The 21,038-nt window shown below is 61.0% G+C and carries 30 protein-coding genes; 18 read left to right on the forward strand and 12 right to left on the reverse strand.

Annotated elements, in window-relative coordinates; all coding sequences use genetic code 11:
- The first annotated feature begins 38 nt into the window (after positions 1-38).
- Positions 39-809: an FCD domain-containing protein gene (locus Q0M35_RS00080; protein WP_295310963.1), complete on the forward strand. Its 771-nt coding sequence runs from the start codon at positions 39-41 to the stop codon at positions 807-809.
- Positions 810-894: 85 nt separating this feature from the next.
- Here the strand turns inward: Q0M35_RS00080 and Q0M35_RS00085 are convergent, their stop codons facing one another.
- The 6 genes from Q0M35_RS00085 to Q0M35_RS00110 form a co-directional block, all read right to left on the reverse strand.
- Positions 895-1,464 carry a F0F1 ATP synthase subunit B gene (locus tag Q0M35_RS00085; RefSeq protein WP_295310965.1) on the reverse strand — a complete coding sequence of 190 codons (570 nt, stop codon included), beginning with the start codon at positions 1,462-1,464 and terminating at the stop codon, positions 895-897.
- Between the two features lie 4 nt (positions 1,465-1,468).
- Positions 1,469-2,005: a F0F1 ATP synthase subunit B' gene (locus Q0M35_RS00090; RefSeq protein ID WP_295310967.1), complete on the reverse strand. Its 537-nt coding sequence runs from the start codon at positions 2,003-2,005 to the stop codon at positions 1,469-1,471.
- A gap of 86 nt (positions 2,006-2,091) precedes the next feature.
- On the reverse strand, positions 2,092-2,316 hold the full coding sequence (locus Q0M35_RS00095) for a F0F1 ATP synthase subunit C (protein WP_011567586.1): 225 nt from the start codon (positions 2,314-2,316) through the stop codon (positions 2,092-2,094).
- 55 nt (positions 2,317-2,371) lie between these two features.
- Positions 2,372-3,118, reverse strand: a complete 747-nt coding sequence (locus Q0M35_RS00100; RefSeq protein ID WP_295310972.1) for a F0F1 ATP synthase subunit A — start codon at positions 3,116-3,118, stop codon at positions 2,372-2,374.
- Positions 3,119-3,120: 2 nt separating this feature from the next.
- The gene (locus Q0M35_RS00105; RefSeq protein ID WP_295310974.1) at positions 3,121-3,453 is read right to left on the reverse strand and encodes an AtpZ/AtpI family protein; all 333 of its coding nucleotides are present in this window, start codon (positions 3,451-3,453) and stop codon (positions 3,121-3,123) included.
- A 203-nt stretch (positions 3,454-3,656) separates the two neighbouring features.
- Complete coding sequence (locus Q0M35_RS00110) at positions 3,657-4,595, reverse strand: LysR substrate-binding domain-containing protein (protein ID WP_295310976.1); 939 nt, start codon at positions 4,593-4,595, stop codon at positions 3,657-3,659.
- Positions 4,596-4,660: 65 nt separating this feature from the next.
- Here Q0M35_RS00110 and Q0M35_RS00115 point away from each other — a divergent pair, with 65 nt between their 5' ends.
- Positions 4,661-4,891, forward strand: coding sequence for a hypothetical protein (locus Q0M35_RS00115; protein WP_295310978.1), 231 nt, complete (start codon positions 4,661-4,663; stop codon positions 4,889-4,891).
- Positions 4,892-4,932: 41 nt separating this feature from the next.
- Positions 4,933-5,283 carry a metalloregulator ArsR/SmtB family transcription factor gene (locus tag Q0M35_RS00120; protein WP_295310980.1) on the forward strand — a complete coding sequence of 117 codons (351 nt, stop codon included), beginning with the start codon at positions 4,933-4,935 and terminating at the stop codon, positions 5,281-5,283.
- 112 nt (positions 5,284-5,395) lie between these two features.
- Here the strand turns inward: Q0M35_RS00120 and Q0M35_RS00125 are convergent, their stop codons facing one another.
- A complete protein-coding gene (locus Q0M35_RS00125; protein ID WP_295310982.1) occupies positions 5,396-6,313 on the reverse strand; it encodes a DMT family transporter in 918 nt (305 codons plus the stop codon).
- 4 nt (positions 6,314-6,317) lie between these two features.
- Positions 6,318-7,196 carry a LysR family transcriptional regulator gene (locus tag Q0M35_RS00130; RefSeq protein WP_295310984.1) on the reverse strand — a complete coding sequence of 293 codons (879 nt, stop codon included), beginning with the start codon at positions 7,194-7,196 and terminating at the stop codon, positions 6,318-6,320.
- 239 nt (positions 7,197-7,435) lie between these two features.
- Between Q0M35_RS00130 and Q0M35_RS00135 the strand changes: the two genes are divergently transcribed.
- The 13 genes from Q0M35_RS00135 (at position 7,436) to Q0M35_RS00195 (ending at position 15,676) form a co-directional block, all read left to right on the forward strand.
- Entirely contained in the window at positions 7,436-8,014 is a 579-nt protein-coding gene (locus Q0M35_RS00135; protein WP_295310985.1) for an NAD(P)H-dependent oxidoreductase, read from the forward strand.
- 103 nt (positions 8,015-8,117) lie between these two features.
- Positions 8,118-8,609 carry a hypothetical protein gene (locus tag Q0M35_RS00140; RefSeq protein ID WP_295310987.1) on the forward strand — a complete coding sequence of 164 codons (492 nt, stop codon included), beginning with the start codon at positions 8,118-8,120 and terminating at the stop codon, positions 8,607-8,609.
- A gap of 32 nt (positions 8,610-8,641) precedes the next feature.
- Positions 8,642-9,112 carry a hypothetical protein gene (locus Q0M35_RS00145; protein WP_295310989.1) on the forward strand — a complete coding sequence of 157 codons (471 nt, stop codon included), beginning with the start codon at positions 8,642-8,644 and terminating at the stop codon, positions 9,110-9,112.
- Between the two features lie 288 nt (positions 9,113-9,400).
- On the forward strand, positions 9,401-10,897 hold the full coding sequence (ffh, locus tag Q0M35_RS00150; protein WP_295310990.1) for a signal recognition particle protein: 1,497 nt from the start codon (positions 9,401-9,403) through the stop codon (positions 10,895-10,897).
- Entirely contained in the window at positions 10,894-11,421 is a 528-nt protein-coding gene (locus Q0M35_RS00155; RefSeq protein WP_295310992.1) for a GNAT family N-acetyltransferase, read from the forward strand. The genes ffh and Q0M35_RS00155 overlap by 4 nt, the downstream gene beginning before the upstream one ends.
- Positions 11,422-11,500: 79 nt before the next feature.
- A complete protein-coding gene (locus tag Q0M35_RS00160; RefSeq protein WP_295310994.1) occupies positions 11,501-12,025 on the forward strand; it encodes a GNAT family N-acetyltransferase in 525 nt (174 codons plus the stop codon).
- Entirely contained in the window at positions 12,022-12,624 is a 603-nt protein-coding gene (locus Q0M35_RS00165) for a GNAT family N-acetyltransferase (RefSeq protein WP_295310996.1), read from the forward strand. The genes Q0M35_RS00160 and Q0M35_RS00165 overlap by 4 nt, the downstream gene beginning before the upstream one ends.
- Positions 12,625-12,693: 69 nt before the next feature.
- Entirely contained in the window at positions 12,694-12,990 is a 297-nt protein-coding gene (locus tag Q0M35_RS00170) for a chorismate mutase (protein WP_295310998.1), read from the forward strand.
- 72 nt (positions 12,991-13,062) lie between these two features.
- The gene (gene rpsP, locus Q0M35_RS00175; RefSeq protein WP_169641874.1) at positions 13,063-13,479 is read left to right on the forward strand and encodes a 30S ribosomal protein S16; all 417 of its coding nucleotides are present in this window, start codon (positions 13,063-13,065) and stop codon (positions 13,477-13,479) included.
- 104 nt (positions 13,480-13,583) lie between these two features.
- Complete coding sequence (locus Q0M35_RS00180; protein WP_295311002.1) at positions 13,584-13,727, forward strand: hypothetical protein; 144 nt, start codon at positions 13,584-13,586, stop codon at positions 13,725-13,727.
- Positions 13,724-14,230: a ribosome maturation factor RimM gene (rimM, locus tag Q0M35_RS00185; RefSeq protein WP_295311004.1), complete on the forward strand. Its 507-nt coding sequence runs from the start codon at positions 13,724-13,726 to the stop codon at positions 14,228-14,230. Before Q0M35_RS00180 ends, rimM begins: the two co-directional genes overlap by 4 nt.
- 1 nt (position 14,231) lies before the next feature.
- Positions 14,232-15,023 carry a tRNA (guanosine(37)-N1)-methyltransferase TrmD gene (trmD, locus tag Q0M35_RS00190; protein WP_295311005.1) on the forward strand — a complete coding sequence of 264 codons (792 nt, stop codon included), beginning with the start codon at positions 14,232-14,234 and terminating at the stop codon, positions 15,021-15,023.
- 47 nt (positions 15,024-15,070) lie between these two features.
- A complete protein-coding gene (locus tag Q0M35_RS00195) occupies positions 15,071-15,676 on the forward strand; it encodes an MliC family protein (protein ID WP_295311006.1) in 606 nt (201 codons plus the stop codon).
- A gap of 148 nt (positions 15,677-15,824) precedes the next feature.
- Here Q0M35_RS00195 and Q0M35_RS00200 read toward each other — a convergent pair whose 3' ends face one another.
- Entirely contained in the window at positions 15,825-16,376 is a 552-nt protein-coding gene (locus Q0M35_RS00200; protein WP_295311008.1) for a hypothetical protein, read from the reverse strand.
- Positions 16,377-16,720: 344 nt separating this feature from the next.
- Here Q0M35_RS00200 and rplS point away from each other — a divergent pair, with 344 nt between their 5' ends.
- The gene (rplS, locus tag Q0M35_RS00205; protein WP_169641880.1) at positions 16,721-17,104 is read left to right on the forward strand and encodes a 50S ribosomal protein L19; all 384 of its coding nucleotides are present in this window, start codon (positions 16,721-16,723) and stop codon (positions 17,102-17,104) included.
- Positions 17,105-17,115: 11 nt separating this feature from the next.
- Complete coding sequence (rpmE, locus tag Q0M35_RS00210; RefSeq protein WP_295311011.1) at positions 17,116-17,337, forward strand: 50S ribosomal protein L31; 222 nt, start codon at positions 17,116-17,118, stop codon at positions 17,335-17,337.
- 92 nt (positions 17,338-17,429) lie between these two features.
- Here rpmE and Q0M35_RS00215 read toward each other — a convergent pair whose 3' ends face one another.
- The 3 genes from Q0M35_RS00215 to Q0M35_RS00225 all read right to left on the reverse strand — a co-directional run bounded on the left by Q0M35_RS00215 (position 17,430) and on the right by Q0M35_RS00225 (position 20,962).
- Entirely contained in the window at positions 17,430-18,917 is a 1,488-nt protein-coding gene (locus Q0M35_RS00215) for a hypothetical protein (protein ID WP_295311013.1), read from the reverse strand.
- A 128-nt stretch (positions 18,918-19,045) separates the two neighbouring features.
- Positions 19,046-19,915, reverse strand: a complete 870-nt coding sequence (locus Q0M35_RS00220; RefSeq protein WP_295311015.1) for a haloalkane dehalogenase — start codon at positions 19,913-19,915, stop codon at positions 19,046-19,048.
- Between the two features lie 18 nt (positions 19,916-19,933).
- Positions 19,934-20,962, reverse strand: a complete 1,029-nt coding sequence (locus tag Q0M35_RS00225; RefSeq protein WP_295311017.1) for an NADP-dependent oxidoreductase — start codon at positions 20,960-20,962, stop codon at positions 19,934-19,936.
- Positions 20,963-21,038 lie beyond the last annotated feature (76 nt).

Raw genomic sequence — 21,038 nt, forward strand, 5'->3', positions numbered from 1 at the left:
CTGATCTGGTCATATAATTTGACCAATCAGGAGTATTCATGCCTTTCCGACCCGTCCAGTCAGAGAAACTATCGACCGCCGTGGTGCGCCAGATCGAAGAGCTGATCCTGCGCGGCATCCTGAGGCCTGGTGAGCGCCTGCCGTCTGAGCGCGAGCTTGCAGAACGCCTGCAGGTCTCCCGGCCCAGCCTGCGCGATGCCATCGGCGCCCTGCAGGACCAGGGTCTGCTCAGCACGAGGGCCGGTGCCGGTGTCTATGTGGCCGAGGTGCTGGGCTCCGCCTTCGCGCCCGCGCTGGTGGAGCTTTTCGCGCGCCATGACGAGGCGGTATTTGATTACATCTCCTTCCGGCGCGACATGGAGGGACTGGCCGCTGAACGCGCAGCCCGGCTGGCGTCCGCGACTGACCTGGAGGTCGTGCAGACCGTCTTTGATAAGATGGAAGCCGCCCACAGCAGGCGCAGCGCCGAGGACGAGGCACGCCTCGATGCCCAGTTCCACATGGCGATTATCGAGGCCAGCCATAACGTGGTCATGCTGCATATGATGCGTTCGATGTATGACCTGCTGCGCGGCGGCGTCTTTTATAACCGCCAGATGATGTTCCGCCAGAAATCGACGCGCTCCGAGCTGCTCGACCAGCACCGCGCGATCAATGATGCTCTGCAGACACGCGACCCGCAAGGCGCGCGCGCCGCTGTCGAGAGCCATCTGAATTATGTGGAAAGCGCGCTGCGCGATCAGGCCCGCACCGTGCGCAATGAAGAAGTCGCCCGCCAGCGGCTGGATCACGAAACTGCACAGACCTGAGTAACTCAGCGCAAAGAAAAGCCCCGGTCACAATGCTGTGCCGGGGCTGATTAATTGCGCGGGATGCCCCGCAATCTGTGCTGGATCAGTGCAGTTTTTTCTCGACCTGGCCTATGGCGTCATCGATCAGAGCGTTGGCATCTGACGCTGACAGCTGTTTGGCAATCACTTCGCGGGCTGCGGCGATCGCAATGGTCACCGACTGGTCGCGAACGTCTTTGATTGCGGCGGCCTGAGCGTTGGCGATCTGCTCTTCTGCGGCTGTCATGCGGCGCTGCAGCGACACTTCGAGATCAGCGCGGGCCTGCTCGGCGGCGAGCTTTGCGTCTTCTCTCGCAGAGGCTACGATGCGGTCCGCCTGATCCTGAACCTCCCGCTGCTTGCGCTCATAGCTGGCCAGAAGGGCCTGGGCTTCGTCACGAAGCGCACGCGCCTCATCAAGCTCAGACTGAATGCCCTCGGCACGCTTGTCGAGCATACCCATCAGCAGCGTCGGCACCTTGTAATATACAAGGATCGCGATGAAGAGCAGGAAGGCCAGCAGCACCACAAAGTCGGTGTTTGCAAGCGAGAAGAACACATCCCCCGCAGCAAAGGCCGGATTGGCAACCGCGAGGGCCGCGCCGAATGTCGTCAGGCTGGTCAGAAAACGCATGATTTTATCCTTTCAGCCGGCTGTCCACGGCAGAGGTGATGGCCTGATCGTCAGCCTTGCCCCCCAGCGCAGTAACCAGTTCCCTGGCCGTGTCCGCCGCAACGACTTTGACCGCATCGAGCGCACCGGCGCGGATCTCTGCGATGGCCTGTTCAGACCCGGCGCTTTTCGCCGCAATCTCTTCGTCGGCTTTTGCGATCGCCGCGTCCAGATCCGCCTGAATTTCTGCTTTGGTTTCGGCCACGATGCGCTGTGCTTCGGCACGGGCATCCGCGAGCGCCTTGTCATAGGCGGCCTCGGCCTCCTGCGCTTTGACCTTCAGGTCTTCGGCAGCAGCAATATCGTTGGTAATGGTGCCCTGACGTTCTGAAAGGACAGACGCGATGCGCGGCAGCGCCACGCGCGACAGAACGAAATAGATCGCCAGCAACGCGAGGATCAGCCAGAAAATCTGGTTTCCCCATGTGGAGAAATCGAGTTGCGGCATGCCCGGAGCCGTCCCGGTTGTTCCCGCAGTTTCTGTTGCGACTTCTGTTGCCATGTCGGCCTCCAAATCGTCAGTCAGCAGCCGGGCCGCGCAGGAAATCCCGCGCCGCCCGGTCGGTAAGGAGTGTCGTCGTCGTTATATCAGACGGCGAACATCAGCAGCAGGGCGACGAGGAACGCGAAGATCCCGAGCGCTTCTGCAAAAGCGATACCGATGAAAAGTGTTGCTGTCTGGGATGCGGCCGCCGAGGGGTTGCGCAGAGCGCCTGCGAGGTAGTTGCCTGCAACGTTACCAACACCGATGGCTGCTGCCCCGGAACCGATTGCTGCCAGACCTGCGCCGATGTGTGCGAGTTCGCCTTCCATGTGAATTCTCCTTACGATTGGAAGTTGAGTAGTTGAACGGTCGTTTCCGTTCGGATCAGTGATGCGGGTGAAGCGCGTCCTTCAGGTAGACGCACGTCAGAATGGTGAAAACGTAGGCCTGGATGAAGGACACCAGCACCTCAAGGCCGTACATCGCAGTAATCGCCAGCACGGAGACCGGGCTTACCAGCGTGATAACGGCAAAGCCTGCGAACACCTTAATCACCGCGTGGCCGGCCATGACGTTACCGGCAAGACGAATAGAGTGGCTGACGGGCCGTACAAAGTAGGAAATCAGCTCGATGATCGCGAGGATCGGCCGCAGTGCAAGCGGAGCAGAGGCCACCCAGAAGAGGCTCAGAAAGCCCGCGCCGTTTTTGACGAAACCGAGGATCGTCACGGTCAGGAACACAGCCAGCGCCAGTACTACCGTGACGGCGAAATGCGATGTCGGCGTAAAGGCAGTGGGGATCAGGCCCAGAAAGTTCGCACAGACGATGAACAGGAACAGCGTCATGATGTAGGGGAAATACTTCAGCCCCTCCTTGCCGCAGATGTCCTCGACCATCTTGTAGATGAAGCCATAGGCCAGTTCCGCGACTGACTGGCTGCGCGATGGCACCACCGTGCGGCGCGCGCTGCCGACGACCATCAGCAGGATTACCGCGATGACCGCAAAACCCATCCAGAGTGCCGCGTTCGTGGGCGTGTACCAGGAGATGTCGCCGCCGAACAGAGGCTTGATGATGAACTGGTCCATCGGGTGGAATACCAGGCCGCCTTCTTCCGCTTTTTCCGCCATTCTCAGGCTCCCTCGTCTTTCTCACCGGCCTCTTCGGCCATTTTCTTCTCCTGGATCTCTCTGGCGGATCGGAGCATCGTCTTCACTCCGGCCGCGAGGCCCAGCATCACAAACACGACCATGAACAGGGGCAGTGTGCCGAAGAGCACGTCAAGCCCGTATCCGATGCCGAAACCGATCCCGAGACCGGCCACCAGTTCGATCACCATCCGCCAGGCGAGCTGTGCCTGAGAGTAGTGTTCATCCGCCCGGGGCTTTGGCGCCTGCGCCGTTTTCGCGGCGTTGATCCGGGCCTCAAGCTGCTCCATCTGCTGCTTCCGATCCGGGTCTGTCATGCGTCCGTTACCCCCTGCTGGAGTTGTGTCTGTGCTATTGCGCCCGCGCGGGCGAGTCAACCGGCTCCGGCAGGGCCTCCTCTTATCTTCAACGTATTGCTTTTAAACGTATTTCAGTATCTCTGCTGTCGCCCGGCGCGATCATGTCGCAGCTACACACCCGCCACTGAGCGGTTTTTGATTATTCAACCATCCGGTTGATTTTACGCTCCAGGCTCTGCGGGACGGAAGGCGCGCGTCACCTCCAGAAGCCAGCCGCGCAGGACACGTACTGCGGTGCGACGCTGGCTTCGACTGCCGGACACCAGATAGAATGCCCCGTCGTGGATGCCGGTGTCAAAGCAGCGCACAAGCCGCCCGGTGGCAATGTCGTGAGAGGCGCATTCGGTTGATCCCAGATAGACTCCGAGCCCGTTCAGCGCCGCCTCATAGGCCAGCGGCGATTTAAGCCGCCAGGCGTTTTCGGGAAGATGCACATCCCTCACCCCTGCCGCAGCAAACCAGTCGTTCCAGATATTGTTGGACCGGTCGCGCAGCAGCGGCAGGCTGAGCAGATCACGCGGTTCCCGGATGTTTTCCCGTGCAATAAGTTCCGGCGCGGCATGGGGATAAATTGCCGCCGCACTCAGCAGATCTGCCGGTTCATCCAGCCGCCCCGTGTGGGCAAAGCGAATGGCGATATCCGCCTCATAGCGTTCGACATCTGCCAGCATCGGTGAAGCCTCCAGCCGGACGACGATCTGCGGGTAGGCCGCCTGAAAGCTGCGCAGCCGAGGCATGATGAAGCGCTCGGCAAAGAGCGGCTCGCTGTTGACGGTGACCTGCCCGCCTGGCACATCAGCAAGTTCCTCGGTTGCGCGGGCAATCATGTCGAGGGCCGGCAGCACCTGTTCGAGATAGGTCTGCCCGGCGGCGGTCAGTTCCACACCGCGCGGCAGATCGCGGAACAGCTGCACCCCCAGACGCGCTTCAAGTCCCCGAACATGACGGCTGACTGCCGAGTGGCTCACGCCAAGCTCGCCGGCGGCGCGGCTGAAGCTCTGATGGCGGCCTGCGGCATCGAAGGCGCGCAGCGCATTAAGGGGAGGCAGATTACGCGACATGAGAATACGTGACTTTTCCGCACACTTAATGTCAAGCATTGGCGTTTGATTGATAACGTCACAGCGGTCAGAATGATGCACAACCCCATCTTAAAAGGTGTGAAATGGCCGATATTCAGACGAACGTGCTTCGGCGCGCAGGAGAGATGCGTGCTAAAATCCGGCATATGCTTTCGAATGCAAGCTTTGCTTTTGACTTCTTAAGGCGGGATATGCGCCGGGACCTGCCCGATCTCGATGACCGCATGGCGCGGGACGCAGGCATTGACCGGGCGGATCTTGAGTGGCGCCGGCTGAAGCTTCCGTCACAGCACAGCCACCACCCGCGCGGATGAAGGGCTTTGCGATCGCCCCCGCGACCGGTATGACGGAGGCTATGACACGCAATCTCGATCAGGTCTTTGCAGCGCTCGCCGACCCGACCCGTCGGGAAATTCTGAATATGTTGCTGGAAGACGATATGGCCGTCACCGATGTGGCGGAGCCGTTCACGATGTCGCTGGCGGCGATCTCAAAACATCTCGGAGTGCTGACAACCGCAGGACTTATCTCGCAGGATAAGCGTGGCAGGGTCAAATGGTGCAGGCTTGAGCCGGACGCCCTGCGCTCTGCGTCCGTCTGGATGCAGAGCTTTGGCCAGTTCGAACCGGTTAATCTGGAAGCGTTTGAGAGGTTCCTCGCCGCCGAGCTGCCCGGGGCGCCCGGCAGCGGGACTCAAACTGACTAAATTTCTTTAAACAAGGCCGACCAGACTCAGGACGGCCAGGACGACCACGATAAGTCCGATGATATAAATTACGTTGCGCATTTGAGTACTCCTTAATTCATCTTGCGAAAAGTTAACTCGTCGAAACGCTTTGTGGTTCCCTGACAGTTTTTTCATCGTCCCTGAGGAGCAACGCCAGAGCCAGAATGGTCAGCAGCACACCGCCCGCCACCACGAAGCCCGGAGCACCGTTTCCAAGCGCGATTTCCCATCCGATCACCCACGAAGGCGTCAGATAAGTATAGGCCATGACCTTGGCGCTCGGCAGACGCAGGGTCGCGTATTGCAGCAGAACGAATGTCGCGGATGAGGCGAAAAAAGCAGTATAAACAATGGTGATCCAGACAATACCCGGCAGCGACGCCCAGGGGGTTGCGACCAGATCACGCCAGCCCCAGAGGGTGAGCAGCACGGCCCCTGCCACAAGCATGCCAAAGGTAAAGACGACAGCAGGTTCCCCGCGGTTCAGTTTACGCACCATCGGGGTATAGAGCGCATGCGCGACACAACCGAAAAAATAAATCACCTCACCGCGCCCGATCTCAAAAGCACGAAGCGCTGCGACATCGGCACGAAAGATGACCCAAAGCGCGCCAGCCGCCCCGATACAGAGTGCCACAGCCATGCGCGGTGTTGTGATCTGGCGCAGCAAAAGCCAGCCAAACCCCGCCGCGACCACCGGTGTCAGGGTAAATACCGCAGCGGCACTGACCGGTGGTGCGGTTTTGAGCCCCTCGAACATCAACACGAAATAAATGCTGAAAAGCCCGCCCAGTACCGCATAGCGCCAGGGCGCGCGAAACGCCCCAGCCGGAACACCTGTGGTGGCCATCATTGCTGCCCCGATCACCGCGCCCGCCAGAATGAACCGCACGGCATTGAGTGCTGCAGGTGCAATCTCATTGGCGGCCATTGATCCCAGCGAAAACGACCCTGCCACCAGCGCGGAGAAGAACAGCATGGCCGCATGTCCCCTGAGCGCCGGGGTCACGGCGTCATACCTTCCAGTCTTTCGACTGCTCTTTGAGAAAGGTCAGAAAGGTCTGCACTTTGGTTGTGCGGTGCAGATCAACATGGGTGACGAGCCAGAGCGGGCCTGACCATTCTTCCTGACGCGGATGGACTTCGATCAGGTTGCCGGAGGCTTCGGCACCGTAAACGGGCATGAACCCGATACCCGCGCCCGCAATGATCGCCGATTCCAGCGCCCGCGTATCCGAGCTGCGAAAGGTCAGCGCCGGGGCCGGCACAAGGTCGCGCAGCCAGCGTTCGAAAGGCGCGCGGGTATCGTCGGCATCGACTGCGACAAAACGGTGATGCACAAAGCTGTCGGTGCCGTTCGGCATTCCGTTCGCCTCGATGTATTCTTTGCTCGCATAGAGGCCCATTTTCTGAACGTGGAATTTCTGCACCACATTATCGGGCTGATCGGGCACGGTGCCCGCGCGGATGGCCACATGCGCCTCGCCGTATTCCAGCCGGAACAACCGCGTGCCGGTCAGATAGCGCACAATCACATCCGGATGCAGCCTTTGAAATTCAGCCAGCAGGGGCGCCATTCTGGGCGCGATGCTGATCAGCGAGGTCACGACAAGCTCGCCCGAAACATCATTGCCGCGCCCTTTGATGCGTCCGACAAGCTGGCTGAACTGATCATCGGTCGCCTGAGCCACGCGCAGCAGGTCCTGACCCGCTTCGGTCGCAGTGTATCCCCTGGCATGGCGTTGAAAGAGTTTGACGCCGAGCCGCCCCTCGAGCGCATCGATATGACGGATGACCGTCGCGTGATGCACGCCGAGCACGTCTGCTGCACCACTGACCGTGCCCATTCTGGCAACCTGAAAGGCGGTTCTGATCTCGTCCCAGTTGTCCATATTGCGCTGCACCAACGACGGTTCCGACTGTGTGCCCAGCGTTTAACGATCTGTGCGGAATTACAAGTCTGATTTCTTGAGAAGCCCGTTTCTGCTCAATGGCGCAGGGCTGCGCGCTCCACACTGACGTATCTGTTCATATTTGCACTTGAGATGTGCTTAGATCCGGATTGCGTGCGTAGAATGATAGCTTAGATCAGAGAGGCAAAGATAAACTTTTTCCAGCAAGGAAGCCCGACATGACACAGAAAATTCTCCATATCGACGCCTCTGCCCGCCTTAACGGGTCAGTTTCCCGCCAGCTCAGTGCCGGGGTTGTTGAACGCCTCGGGGGTGATGTCACCCGTCGCGATCTGGCTGAAGGCATTCCTCAGATCACCGAAACGTGGATCAATGCGACCTTCACACCCGCTGATCAGCGCACGGACGATCAGCGCGACGCTCTTAGTTTCTCCGATGAGCTTGTTGGCGAAATCATGCACGCGGATGTGCTTGTGATCGGGACACCGGTCTATAACTTTGCCCCGCCCGCCGCGCTCAAGGCATGGATCGACCAGATCGCCCGCGCCGGTGTGACATTCAGATATACCGATAAGGGACCCGTCGGCCTGCTGGAAGGCAAGCGCGCCGTGATCGTTCTGGCCACCGGCGGCACGGCAATCGGCTCAGAGATCGATTTTGCCTCCGGCTATCTTCGCCACATGATGGGTTTCATCGGGATCACTGACGTGGAGATCATCGCCGCAGACCGGCTGATGGCCGATGCGGAAACAGCCCTGTCCTCAGCAAAAAAACAGATCAGAGATCTCGCGGCCTGATCACTCACCCTCTCCGGCTCTGACGGCGTGCCTCCCGCGGCGCGCCGTTTTGCGTCCCGTCCCTGTCATATCTTTGCCGGAATGGTCCCCTAAGACTGCCTGCATGAAAATTATCGAAGACACGCCCGACCGTCTGGTTTTCGAAAGCCGGCCTTTCCTGTTTGCCCTTATGGCCACAGCGATGACCGTCACTCTGACGGCGGTGGCTCTTGGCGCGTTCACATCCGGCGCGCCAGGCAAGGCGCTGCTCCTTGCCGCATGCCTCGTGGTGCTGGCGGTCCCGATGATCCTTGCGACATTCGAGCGCGTACAGGTCATTTTCGACGCGCGCGAGGGGATTTGCACGCTTCGGCGCCGCAATCTGCGCGGCGACGGCACCCGGGTCCACAAGCTCAGCGCTGTCACCCGCGCGATGGTGCAGACCCGGAAGGGTGACAGTGACAGTGATGATGCGCACCGCGTCGCCCTCGTGATCGGTGCCGACACCGCCGGAAACCGCCACCCCCTCACCCGTTTTCACATCAGCGGGCCGGCCGCAAAACTGGCGACCGACCGCATCAACGCCTGGCTGCGCACAACGCGCAGCGACGGTTGACAACTGATGCAGGTCACGTACCGCTGTGCGACATGAAAATCGTCTCTGATACACCCGAAAAGCTGGTTATTGAATCAAGGCACGGATTCCGGCTCTTTGTTGCCCTGATTTTTGGTCTGTTGCTGGTCAAATCCGGGCTCTCCTCCTTTATGGCAGCACCCGGAGTTCTGACTGGGCTCTGGCTCGCGACACTTACGGCTGTGGCCATTGGCGCGCTGTGGATGCTCAGCGAGAGGGTCACGCTGACCCTTGAGGCTGACCAGCTGCACATCAAATCGGGCAGGCTGGGCCCCGCAGGCACCCAAAGCCTTCCTCTGGAACAGCTTACTGAGGCCCGGATCGCCGGGGGCAGCGCCAAAAAGGGCGTTCTTGAGCTCGTCCTGCGCGACGACACCGGCTCAGAGACCCTGATCCGCCCGGGCAGCGCCCCCCGTCCTTCCGGGGCGCATGAGGCCGCCGCGGCCATCAACCGCTGGCGTGCTGCCCGCCGCGACGCACCCTGACCTGTCGCGCCCTGCCGGCAACTCCGGCGCTTGACACGGCCTGCCTCGCGGCCTAGACGGTCACAAATCTCCGGAAGCGTCAGACTTCCGGTCCCGGATCCGTCCGGGATCGCCCCCCACCAGCGAGTTTCGCCCGTGGGGGAAAACCTGTTTGGCGCATTACCCTGCTCTCCGGCGCAGGACCGCAGCACACGACGCCGCCCCGCAAGGGCCGGCCCGATTGAGAATGACCCGCGGCGTCCCTTAAAACAGGGGTATCCCGCAACCGACCGAAAGGGGCATCTGCCCATGTTTGAAAACCTCAGCGAACGCCTCTCCGGTGTCTTTGACCGCCTCACCAAACAGGGCGCACTCTCTGATGAGGATGTGAAAACGGCCCTCCGGGAAGTTCGCGTGGCGCTGCTGGAAGCGGATGTCTCGCTGCCCGTGGCCCGCGATTTCGTCAAAGCCGTGCAGGACAAGGCGACCGGACAGGCGGTCACTAAATCGGTCACCCCCGGCCAGCAGGTCGTAAAGATCGTCCACGACGCGCTTATTGACGTGCTGCGCGGCGAGGGAGAGCCGGGCCATCTCAAAGTCGACAATCCCCCGGCGCCCATTCTGATGGTGGGCCTGCAGGGTGGCGGTAAAACCACCACCACTGCCAAACTCGCCAAACGCCTCAAAGAAAAAGACGGCAAGCGCGTGCTGATGGCGTCGCTCGACGTGAACCGGCCCGCAGCGATGGAACAGCTTGCGATTCTCGGTGCTCAGATCGGTGTGGATACGCTTCCCATTGTTAAAGGCGAAGATCCCGTCGCCATCGCGAAACGCGCAAAAACGCAGGCCGGCCTTGGCGGCTATGACGTCTATATGCTCGATACCGCCGGGCGCCTGTCAATCGACGAAGAGCTGATGTCCCAGGTCGAGGCCGTGCGCAACGTGGCAAACCCGCGCGAGACGCTGCTGGTCGTTGACGGCCTCACCGGTCAGGACGCGGTACACACCGCCGAAAACTTCGACGACCGTATCGGCATCACCGGCGTTGTGCTGACCCGGATGGACGGTGACGGCCGTGGCGGGGCGGCACTCTCTATGCGTGCGGTCACCGGCAAACCGATCAAATATGTGGGCCTCGGTGAAAAGATGGACGCGCTCGAAACCTTCGAGCCTGACCGCATCGCCGGCCGCATCCTCGGCATGGGCGATATCGTTTCGCTGGTGGAAAAGGCGCAGGAAACGCTCGAGCTTGAGCAGTCCGAAAAGATGGTCAAACGCATGATGAAGGGTCAGTTCTCGATGAATGACCTGCGCATGCAGCTTGAGCAGATGCAAAAAATGGGCGGCATGCAGGGGATGATGGGCATGATGCCCGGCATGGGTAAAATGGCCAGACAGATCGAAGATGCAGGGCTCGATGACAGCATCCTCAAACGTCAGATCGCTCTTATCCAGTCGATGACCAAACGCGAACGCGCCAATCCTCAGATCCTCCAGGCCAGCCGCAAAAAACGTATCGCGCGCGGCGCAGGACTCGAGGTTTCAGAGCTCAACAAACTTCTCAAAATGCACCGTCAGATGGGCGACATGATGAAGAAGATGGGCAAAACGGGCAAAGGCGGCATGCTGAAACAGGCGATGAAAGGCATGTTCGGCAAAGGCGGCCCCTCGCCCGAGGACATGGCGGCCGGCATGGATCCCAAAGCACTTGAAGCAGCCGCGAAACAGTTGGGCGGCAAACTGCCCGGCGGTATGGGTGGCATGGGCCTGCCCCCGGGCCTTTCGGGCTTCGGCAAAAAGAAATGACACCACGCTGCACGCATATACCGACCGGCTTGCCGGCAAAGCGCGCGCCGGCCGCCGCGGCCGCCGTGCCTGTGCTGCGCACGGACCGGCTGCGACTGCGGGCCGCCCCGCCTGCGTGGAATGCCCTGCTGGTGCCGGACATCGCCGGACACCTCGGCGGGCCGCATTCAGATGAAGACGCACGGAGTTCATTCTGCGTCTGTGTGGCCCGCCGGGCTCTGCACGGGCATGGTCTCCGGGCCGTGGATCACGGTGACACGGGCGCGACCACAGGTTTCGTGGAGGTGGGCCTCGAACGGGGTGATGCGGATCCTGAGCCTGACTGGATGTTCCGGCCCGCCCCCCGCAGACAGGGCTCCGCGAACGAAGCGGCGCGCGCCGCACACGACCGGGCTTTTGGTGAAGGCGGTCTCAAAACGCTGGTGAGCTATGTGCACACCGACAATTCCGCCTCCGCCGCACTGGCACAGCGCCCTGGCACACGCCCCCTCACCTTCACCCACCACCGGGAAGCGCTGCAATGACCTGCGCTTCTCTGGTTCACAAATATCCCCGCCGGAGGCTCCCGCAGTCCGCCGCGCGCGCACCCTCAAAGGGCGCGTGATGAAAGAGGTGCTGATCCCGACCATAGAGACCGACCGGCTCATCCTGCGCGCGCCCGCACCCGCGGATGTGGCACCCTTTGCTGCCTTTTACGCAAGCGATGCCGCAAAATTCGTCGGTGGCCCTCTGCGCGATTTTCAGGTCTGGCGCTACACCGCCGAAGTCATCGGCCACTGGCAGCTGCGCGGCTTTGGCCGCTGGATTGTCGCGCGCAAAAACACTCCCGGCGCAATTGGCCTTGTCGGCCTTCACGCACCACCCGACTGGCCTGAGCCTGAAGTGGGCTGGATGCTCTGGGACGGAAACGGCAAAGGCTACGCCGCCGAAGCGGCCCGTGCCGCCCGCGACTATGCTTATGAAACCGTTGGTCTCAACACGCTGATAAGCTCTATTGCCCCTGAAAACGCGGCCTCGATCCGGGTGGCCGAAGGCATGGGGGCGCGTCTCGAACCGAAAAACTTCGAGCATCCGCTCTTCGGCACCATGGCCGTCTGGCGCCATCCGGCACCGGAGGCGCTGTCATGAACACCACGATCCCCGTGATTGAGACCAGGCGGCTGGTGCTGCGCGGCCCGGAGCCGCAGGACTATCCGGATTTCAAAGCGACTTTCACCAGCTATCGCGCGCGCTTCATGGGCGGACCACTCAATGCTTATGAAGCCTGGATGCTCTATTCGGCGGAAATCGGACACTGGGAGATCCGCGGATATGGCATGTGGATGATCCACGACCGCCAGACAGACGAGACATATGGCATGGCCGGCGGCTGGAAACCGGCGAAATGGCCCGAAGCGGAGATTGCCTGGGTGATCTGGCCTGACAAAGCCGGGCACGGTTATGCGCTCGAGGCCACCCATGCGGTGCGCGACTATCTGTATCGCGAGGGCCGCTGGGAAACGGCCGTCAGCTACATTGATCCCAAGAACCTGGACAGCATCCGCCTCGCGGAACGCCTCGGCGCCGTCAAAGACCCTGAAGCGGCGACCATCGACGGCAATGACGCAGTCTACCGCCACCCCGCGCCGGCGGCCCTCGACGGCACGCAGCTTGCACACGGAATCGACATGGAGATCAACCACTACGCCGATCCGCTCTTTAAACCGAAAGGATGGGCCCTTGACTGAACCGACCGCCCTTCGCGCGCGCGCGCACCCTGCATGTGCGCATGCGCTTTCACGTGTCGGAGGCTCTGGATGACAGATCCCGTAACACTCGCCTCCGAGGTGCTCAAAGAGCACCGTGCCAGCATCGACCGGCTCGATGCTATCCTCGTCTATACGCTGGGCGAGCGGTTCAAACACACCCAGGCTGTGGGGAAACTCAAAGCCACTCACGACCTTCCCCCGTCCGATCCGTCGCGTGAAGCGGCCCAGATCGAGCGGCTCGAAGATTTGGCGCGTCAGGCCGATCTGGACCCTGAATTCGCCAGGAAGTTTCTCAACTTCATCATCGCTGAAGTCATTCAGCACCACCGAAAACACCAGCAATAGCGCCGCTCAGGTGCCTCACGACATCAAACACTGCGGGCATTCCGCCCGACACTTAAAAAGGAAAAAGATACCATGGCTATGAAAATTCGTCTCGCCCGCGGCGGCTCCAAGAAACGCCCCTTCTACCGTATTGTTGCAGCCGACAGCCGGATGCCGCGCGATGGCCGCTTTATCGAAAAGCTTGGAACGTATAATCCGCTGCTGCCCAAGGACAGCGAAGAGCGCGTCAAAATGGATGTCGAGCGCGTTCAGCACTGGATCGCTCAGGGTGCCCAGCCCACAGACCGTGTGGCCCGCATGCTGGAAGCTGCAGGTGCGACAGAGAAAACCGAGCGTAACAACCCCAACAAGGGCACGCCCGGCAAAAAAGCCCAGGAGCGCGCTCAGGAGAAAGCTGACAAGGCCGCAGCCGCAGCAGAAGCCGCAGCCGCCCCGGCAGAAGCTCCTGCCGAAGAGCCCGCAGCAGAAGAAGCCGCGGCGGAAGAGTAAGCCCCGCGCACCGTCTGTCCCCCCGGGGACAACAGGTGTTTTTGAAGACCGGTACCGCCCCCGCATCGCCCGGGGCGGTCCGTACTCCCTGAGCCGGACAAAGCATGTTCAGACCGATCCGTTCGCTGATGCTGATCTTTTTCGCCTTTCTGGCGGGAATATTCTTCGAGCGCGCCGGCTCATCGGACCGCTGCCTTGATCGGGGCGGCGCGATGTCTGAGGGTTTGTGCATCGGAGTGGATGAATGAGCGGTGACAAAATCTGTGTCGGTGCCATCGGCGGCGCGTACGGCGTGCGTGGCGAGTTGCGCGTCAAAAGTTTCTGCGCCGTGCCCGAAGATCTCGAAAGCTATTCGCCCCTGACGTCTGAAGACGGAAGCCGCACCTTTCACCTCGCGCTTGTGCGCCCGGTGAAAAACGGTTTTGTGGCTCGGATCGTCGAGGTTACCAGCAAAGAAGAGGCCGACGCGCTCAAAGGCCTGCAGCTTTTTGCAGACCGTGATCAGCTGCCTTCGCTGCCTGACGATGAATACTACCACACCGATCTGATGGGGCTCGAGGTTCTCGATACAGGCGGCACGCTGCTCGGCACCGTAAAACAGGTGCTTGATCACGGTGCCGGTGATCTGCTGGAAGTGCAGCGGCCGGGTTCATCTCAAACGGTGTTGCTGCCCTTCACGCTGGCCGCCGTGCCGACCGTGGATCTGGCCGCAAAACGCATCATCGCCGACCCGCCCGACGGGCTCTTCTGAGATGAGCGACGCGCCCCGCAGCCATGGCCGCAAGACTATACGACCGACGCTGAAACCGCGCTCTCTGATGGAGGGCGACGAGGAACTCGCCGGTGTCTGGCAGGCGCGGATCGTGACGCTTTTTCCCGATGCTTTTCCCGGCGTGCTCGGGCTCTCACTCACGGGCAAGGCTCTGAGCGAAGGCCGCTGGCAGCTGTACACCCACGATCTGCGCGATTTCGGCATCGGAAAACACCGCAATGTCGACGACACACCAGCGGGTGGCGGGGCCGGTATGGTGCTGCGTGCCGATGTGGTGGGGCCGGCCATCGAGGCCGCACAGGCCCATGCCCGCGGCCGCTGGCCCGTGCTTTATATGTCGCCGCGCGGGCGCCCCTTTGACCAGGCAATGGCCCGCGATCTGGCACGCTCAGACGGGGTCACGATGCTTTGTGGCCGCTTTGAAGGCGTGGATGAGAGGGTGTTGGAGCACTACGGGATCACCGAGGTTTCGCTGGGTGATTTTGTTATGACCGGGGGTGAACTTGCCGCTCAGGCAATGCTGGATGCGACTGTGCGACTGCTGCCCGGCGTCCTCGGCAATGCCGAAAGTACTGTGGAGGAGAGCCACGCAGCCGGACTGCTGGAGCATCCTCAATACACCCGCCCGGCAAACTGGGAAGGCAGAGAGATACCGCCCGTTCTGATGTCCGGCAACCACGGCGAGATCGAAAAATGGCGGCGCGCACAAGCTGAAGAGCTGACCCGCACCCGCCGTCCGGATCTGTGGACGCGGCGCGACCAGTCGTCGTAACATGGCCTCTGCAGCGGCCCGTCGCACCACATCTGCAGGAGGCAGAAATGTCCCGGATCATACCCGTTTTAATTTTTGCAGCACTGGCCGGCCCCGGCCTTGCGGCCCCGTCATTTGACTGTGCCAAAGCCTCGGGTACGGTCGAAGAGCTGATCTGTGCCGATACGGATCTGGCGGCACTCGACCGGGTTCTGGCAGGTCGCTACAGCGCCGCGCTGGATGTGACACGGGGTCTCGACGCTGGCGCGGAAGCCGCAGAGAATGGTCTCAGGGCTGAACAGCGCGGCTGGATCAAGGGCCGCGATGAGTGTTGGAAAGCCGACGATCCGCGCGCTTGTGTTGAGGCGGCCTATCTGATGCGTGAAGGGGATCTGGTGGCGCGCTGGATGCTGCAGGAGCCTGTTGCTACCACCGCCTGGGTCTGCGGGGCGCCGGCAAACGAGCTGGTGACGATGTTTTTTGACACGCCCCTGCCCTCTGTGCGGTTCGAGCTTGGCGACGCGGTCGACACCGGCACACTGGTGCCAGCCGGCTCCGGCAGCAGATACGCCGGCAGTTTCGGGCGGTATTTCTGGATAAAAGGCGACGAGGCCACCTGGCGCGAAGCGGATCCCGATGGCACGACATACATCTGCACTGCGGCCGGCAGCTGATCATCTGGACGGTATGCGCCGCACAGCGCATCTCCGGTCATCCCCGAAAGCAGCAGTTAAATCCGTGGTGTTTCCGGACCTCTGAGCTGCGCGCCCGGGCCGATGCCTGCACTGGCCCGGAACCACCCGCAAGGAGCAGGGCGGATCTCTATCCGGGCCCCTCGTCGCGGTCATGCCGCACCTGTACCGCATCGATCTCCCGCGGGCGCAGGATGTAGGATTTCGGTCGGTTGCGGGTGCTGATGTCACAGGCGGGTGGCTCGCCGAACTGCTGCAACGTTCCGTCCTGACCGGAAAATGCCCAGCGCCCCGCAACAAGCTGATAGGTGCGCGTTTCGTTCCCTTCGTCGTCCTGAAAAAACTGCTTGCGCCAGGAGCCTTTGATCTGCACCGGCAGGCGCATAAACTCCACCGGCGGCACAGGGCGTCTGGACGCCACCGCCGCCTGACGCACACGGCTGTCGACCCAGCGCAGATGCGCCTCGAGCGGTCCCGTTTCGCGTGCGCGGCGACCGGCGAACACCACGGCAATCTCGGTCTCTTTCTCGAAAAAGCCGCGTACGATAAGATTGGTGGCGGACAAACGGTTAAGCTGTGGGATCATCTCTACGGCAACGGGTCCTCCGTAGGTCCGGAAAAGTCCACGGTCCTCAAGTTCCGGCGAGATATCTTCAGCAGCAATTTTGCCCTTGCGCGGCATAGACCCTACCTGTTTCACAGCCCCTGGCCCCTGCCCTGCGCAGGCCGCAGGGAAAAGCCTTTCCGGCATATACCCTGGGTCTTAAGGAAACCTTTAACGCGGGAGGCCTCCCGGGGGCCGTATACGCGGCCTGCAAACCTCTTGATCCGGGCCGCATTCCCGCCTATACCGCGCAAATCCGGAATCGCCCGAGGCCTTCCGGTACGTTTTGCTGTGGCAAAACATGAACCAAGGAATGATGTTTGTATCCTCCCGGCGGACGCCCAAGGCGCATCCGATAACCCCGGAGCTCTGAAACGCGCAAAACTTCGCGGAACAACCGCGAGCAGATAGGAGACGATCAGATGGATCTGATTGCAGAAATTGAAGCGGAACAAATCGCCGCTCTGGGGAAAGAGATCCCCGATTTCCGCGCCGGCGACACCGTCCGCGTAGGTTTCAAAGTGACTGAAGGTACACGCACCCGTGTGCAGAACTATGAAGGTGTGTGCATCGCGCGCAACAACGGCAAAGGCATCGCCGGCTCCTTCACCGTTCGCAAGATTTCCTTTGGTGAAGGCGTGGAGCGTGTGTTCCCCCTGCATTCCACCAATATCGACAATATCACCGTTGTCCGCCGTGGCCGCGTGCGTCGCGCCAAGCTTTACTACCTGCGCTCGCGCCGTGGTAAATCCGCACGGATCACCGAAAACTCCAACTACAAGCCCCGCTCGGGCGCTGAAGCGTAAAGGCCGGACCGATGAAAGCAGATACACATCCCGACTATCACATCATCGACGTCAAAATGACCGATGGCACCGTCGTGCAGATGAAATCCACATGGGGCGCCGAGGGCGACCAACTGTCGCTCGACATCGACCCTTCTGTACACCCTGCCTGGACCGGTGGTTCGTCGCGTCTGATGGATACCGGCGGCCGCGTGTCCAAGTTCAAGAACAAATACGCAGGTCTTGGCTTCTGAGCCACGCCATCTGCGGATGATTACAGGGGCCTCTCAGGAAACTGAGGGGCCTCTTTCATTTTCTTCTGGTGCTGTGCAGCGAACCGGCCAGCTCAGATTTTCGAGAACACCCAGGCATGCTTTTCACGCCATTTCGGATCATCCAGCATTTTGTCAGAGATCCCGAGATCGGGATTCAGCTGGTTACCGGTATCGGTGCCGAACATCTTTTTCGGAATATCCTTTCCGGCAATGACTGCTTTGTGCCAGCGCGGGCCACGTGTCCCGCTCCCCATATCGCAGAACTGGTGGCCAATGAAGATCTCCGAGTAATACTGCCCGCCGCAGCTTTTGCCGGAAGCCGACCCCAGTTTGAAGGTCTTTTTATCAAACTTGCGTTTGCGCGCCGTCTTGGTTTTCACTGAGTTCGAAACGATGCCCCAGCGCTCAATAGAATAGCCGGTGTGCTTTGACTCCAGCTTACTCTTGATCGCGATAAGGACCCGGAACGCTTCATAATGAAAGCCCAGAGCATGGGCCCTGCGGATGTCATCCAGCTTTTTCGGCCACTGAATATCACCGGATTCGCGCAGTAAAGAGAACGCCTCGAGGTTGCCCCAGTCCCTGCAGATCGCATCATGCACATCTTCGAGCCGCAACACCGCATCGATAAAGGCCTCGTCAACTTTGAGCCCCAGATCTTTAATCGCCGCGCTGATCTTGCCCGACGGATCACCCATATTCGATTTTGTGTGGCTCCACAGATGGCCCATCATCGTGCCCAGCATCACGCCTGTCGGGCCTGCTTTGCCGGCTGCCGTCTTCATCAGCGTCATGGCAAGATCCATGAAGAACACCGCTTTGGTATCGACCTTCTGAACGAGACCGTAATTTTTGTTAACCGTGTTCAGAAAGTGGTGATCAAACACAAGGTCGTCGCGGTACATGTTCCGCAGGTGCCCACCGTCGCCGAACCAGTCTCTGGCGTAGGCGAAACAGGTCACTTCCCTTTCGAGATGTTTCAGAACGTTTTCCCAGGCTGCCTTCTTTTTCGCCGGGCGGCGGGGCGGCCTGATGTCGCTGATCATCTTCGGTGTCAGCCGGTCGCCCTGATCGTCCATCGGCGCAATACCGAGCTGCTTCACGATGGCGTCATAGGCGTCCTTTTCCAGACCTTCATACGCCAGTTCCGGGAAGGCCTGGCCGCTGGGCTTGCAGGTCATAACCCGTTTCAGCACATCCGCTACGGGCGAAGCGAGCGCCTTCAGTGGCGCACCGTCATTCATCCAGGCCAGATCGTCAGGCACCTCCGGAACCGCTTCCTCCTCCGGATCAGCAGTGCTGACAGGACCCGGTGTGATATTCCCGTCGGTCAGCTCAAACGCCGGATCGCCGATATCCCGCACTGCGGCACGGATCGCGGCATGTTCTGTCTCATCTGCATCGCTGATACACACAATAAGGCGCGGAATGCGCGTGCCCGATGGTGTGACATCAAGGATTTCCGTCCGCTCCGCCAGCCCTGCAGGTACCTGCTTTTGCAGCGCGTGCAGATACTCCACAGCGTCACCTTCACTCGTTTGTGCAATTGCCAGTTCCAAATGATCACTCCCTGAAATGCTTCCTCCGCCGGGTAAAAACGCTAACGCAGGGTAAACAGCCTGACAATCCGTACAACCCTGGGAATATCAGGTTTTCAGTCCGGTGCTTATTCGGGATGCAGTCCCGGTTACACCTGCGCCTGTTTCATCCATGCCGCGATCTGGCGCCCGATCTCAGGGCCTGAGTCTTCCTGGATAAAATGGCTGCCGGCGACCTGCACTTCGGTCTGGTTGCGCCATCTGCGGCAGAATTCCCGCGGCGCCCCTGTCAGTATGGCACCGGGCTCTGCATTCACGAACAGCTTTGGCAGCTCATTGCCGGCCATCCATTCCGCGTAAGCGGTGACCCGCGCCGTTACATCCGCGGGCTCTCCGGCAACCGGAATCTGGCGCGGCCAGGTCAGCGTGGGCCAGCGGTCGTCGCGTGCGGCAAAGGGGCGGCGCCAGGTCGCCATCTCCTGCTTTGTCAGATCGCGCAGCACCGAGCCCGGCAGCACGCGCTCGATAAAGGTATTCCTGCCCAGGATCAGATCTTCACCCGCATCCGAGCGGAAGGCCTGAAAAAGCGGCGTGGCCGCGGGTGAGAACTCTTCCCAGCCGGCAAGCGGCCGCACAATCGCCTCCATATAGACGATGCCCGCCACCGCACCGGGGTTTTTGCAGGCCCAGTCGAACCCAAGCGCCGAGCCCCAGTCGTGGAGCACGAGGACGACATCCTTTGTCAGCCCCATGGACGCCATGAACCCCGCCAGATACCGGCTGTGCACATCAAAGGTATAGGTATCCGGCCCCGGATCAGGCAGCTTGTCACTGTTGCCCATCCCAATGAGATCGGGCGCGATAAGCCGCCCCTGTCCGGCAAGCTCCGGCATCACATCGCGCCAGAGATACGACGAGGTCGGGTTGCCGTGCAGGAACACGATCGGCCTGCCGCTGCCTGCCCCTGCATAAGCCATCTCTGCGCCGTGCACGGTAATGCGTTTATCCGCGATGCTCACAGTGCTGCCCCCCGGTTATCAGAGCCGGACCACGACCTTGCCAAAGCTGCGCCCTTCAAGCACGTCATTGAGCGCTGCAGGCGCATTTTCCAGGCCCCCGACCACCTGTTCACGGTATTCGATCAGCCCCTGATCCAGCCAGTCTTTCATATCTTTGCGGAAGTCTTTGTAGGTCGACGCCGGAAAGCTGTCGAAGATGATGAAACCCTGTAGCTTCACCTTCATCTTCAGCACCGTGCTCATGATCATCGGCCCGTAGTCCGGCCCCTCTGGCAGGCCATCAAGATTGTACCACCCGGCCACACCACAGACGGGCACGCGCGCAAAGGCATTGAGAAGTGGCAGAACGCCGTAGAGCACTTTACCGCCCACATTCTCAAAATAAACATCAATGCCATCCGGGCAGGCGGCGGCCAGCTGCTCTTTGAAATCGTCCGCGCGGTGATCAATGCAGGCGTCAAAGCCGAGGGTATCCACGACATGCGCGCATTTCTCCGGCCCGCCTGCCACGCCCACGACGCGACAGCCTTTGATCTTTGCGATCTGGCCCACCGTGGCGCCCACCGGGCCCGAGGCCGCGGCGACCACAACCGTCTCGCCCTCTTTCGGCTCACCGATCAGCAACAGCCCCGCCCATGCGGTGTAGCCGGGCATACCGAGGAGCCCGAGCGACCATGAAGGGTTCTCCGGATCAGGTCCGAGGTTCATTACACCCTTCCCGTCCGAGAGCGCATAATCCTGCCAGCCGCTGCCGTTGAGGACCATATCCCCGGGCGCAAAGCCGTCGATGTCCGAGGTGATCACCTCACCCACGACCTGCCCGGTCATCACCTCTCCGATCTTTACCGGTTCGGCATAGGATTTCGCATCGTTCATCCGCCCGCGCATGTAGGGATCGAGCGAGAGATACACCGTGCGCACCAGCATCTGTCCTGGTCCGGCCGCCGGCACGGCGCTGGTTTCGAGGCGCAGCGTGTTGTCATCGGGCATCCCGCGCGGGCGTTCGGCGAGGACAATACGACGGTTCGTTTCTGATGTCTGAGGCATGGCGGTCTCCTTAAAGTGCATTCCGACCGTGCCTGTCCCACCCGCCGCGTGCAATGGCTTTCGGGCGCGCGTGCCC

It is taken from the genome of Roseobacter sp., from assembly GCF_024639605.1.
Lineage (GTDB): Bacteria > Pseudomonadota > Alphaproteobacteria > Rhodobacterales > Rhodobacteraceae > Roseobacter.